1 protein-coding gene is annotated in these 1735 nt (G+C 62.4%); it reads right to left on the reverse strand.

The genetic code is table 11. The annotated features are described in order from the left end of the window. Positions 1-314 precede the first annotated feature (314 nt). Positions 315-1436, reverse strand: a complete 1122-nt coding sequence (locus DC347_RS21180) for an IS110 family transposase (protein WP_109864391.1) — start codon at positions 1434-1436, stop codon at positions 315-317. Positions 1437-1735: the final 299 nt, after the last annotated feature.

Raw genomic sequence — 1735 nt, forward strand, 5'->3', positions numbered from 1 at the left:
ACACCTGATATGTAGGTCTCGTTTGTCAAGAGCGTGAGGAAGCGGTCCTCGGGCTGGATTGCCTGGGACCGCTTCCTTTTTGTGCCCTGGGAAGAGGTGTTGGGTGTGGCCAGCGTGTCGTTGGCGACTGCGCGGTCAGACTGATATGCGCGGGTTGGTTACCGCAGGACGAAGTGTTCGGCTGGAGGTTACCGCTGGTCTAGCAATGACGGGCGTGGCCGTTGTTGGTTGCCCATAGGTGTATCGCGGATTTACTCCACGCGCTGCAAGGAACCACTTCCAACTGGGTTTCCCCGGGGGCTTTCTGTCTCTGATCAGTGCACGGACGCGATCGATCTTGGGGAGCGGGCTGCCGGAGGTGTGCTTGTGGCCAGGGACCAGCACCAGCCGGAGAGTTCGCGGGCGATGGCGACGTTGGCGATGACCGGGCGCTTGCGGCGTTCGAGGTAGCTGAGCCAGCGTTCGTGCAGGCGCCGATTGCCGGCATGGCCGCGGGTTCGTGCTTCGGAGGTGGCTTCCTCCCACCTGGACCGCATGAGCCGGGACGGGTTGTTATAGGGCCTGCGGTGGTGCCATGCGGCCTCCACAAGCAGGCGGCGCGCGTGGCTGTTGCCTGTCTTCGTGATGGACCCCTGGGACCGGGACTGCCCGGAGGAATGCTCAGTCGGGACCAGGCCGAGGTAAGCGCCGATCGTGGAACCAGTAAACCGGTCCCAGTCGCCGATCTCCACGGCCAGTCCAAACGCGGTCAGCGTCGAGACGCCGCGCAGGCACTGCAGTGATCTGACCACCGGGGTGTACTCGCTCGCATACGCCATCGCTGTGATCGCTTGATCGAGGCGGTCCCGGCGGTCTGAGATCTCATGCATCGCTTCCAGGGAGGACTCGTAGGTCAGCTGCCGGACCGGGTTCTCGAAGTGCTGGCGTGCCAGCCAGAGTTCATGAGTGCCAGTCCAGGCTTGCCCGCCGGAATAGACGATGCCTTGGCGCAACAGCAGTTTGGAAATCCGGTGCCGGGAACGCATCAGATCGCCACGGACGTCTTCCCGGGAACGGACCAGATCCCGTGCAGCTTCTTGGTCCGCCGATGGAATTCTTACCCCGGTGACCTCACCCAGCTTCAGGAGCCGGGCCAAATGCAGCGCGTCCTTTGCGTCAGTTTTTACCCGGTCCCCGGACGGGCGCTGGAGCTTCGATGGTGCCGCGACGACTGTGTCGATCCCGGAGGCCAGCAGGAACCGTGCCAGGCCAAAGCCCGTTGGTCCTGCCTCGTAAACGACTCTGACCGGCGACGGCAGGGAAAGAATCCAGGCGAGAATCTCACCACGATCCGGAGTCATGCGGTGCAAAATGACTTCGCCGGTCTGCGCGTCCAGGGCGCATGAAACAACAGTGCGGGCATGGACATCCAAGCCGACGCTTGTACGCTCGAACATAGCTGGAACCTCCAAATTTCAAATGTGGCTCTACCTGTTCGCCAAGTGTGGCAGGCAACCCACGACTTGCTTTGAAAAGGAGGTTCCAGCCCCCTGGGCCACATATTCCGGACCCTTCTGACAGAGGGCCATCAGCGCCGGAACTAGATCCGGAGCGTCCACCGATCCGCATCGGCGACGGGAATCGCACAAAGCAGGACGCTCCGGAAACGGTCCGGCGACAATGGACCTCCAGAAGGGTCCAGAGGCTCGACAGGTGGTCCTCCCAAGCCGGCCACCTCCTACTACATATCGTCTAG

This window comes from Pseudarthrobacter sp. AG30 (assembly GCF_003116525.1).
Lineage (GTDB): Bacteria > Actinomycetota > Actinomycetes > Actinomycetales > Micrococcaceae > Arthrobacter.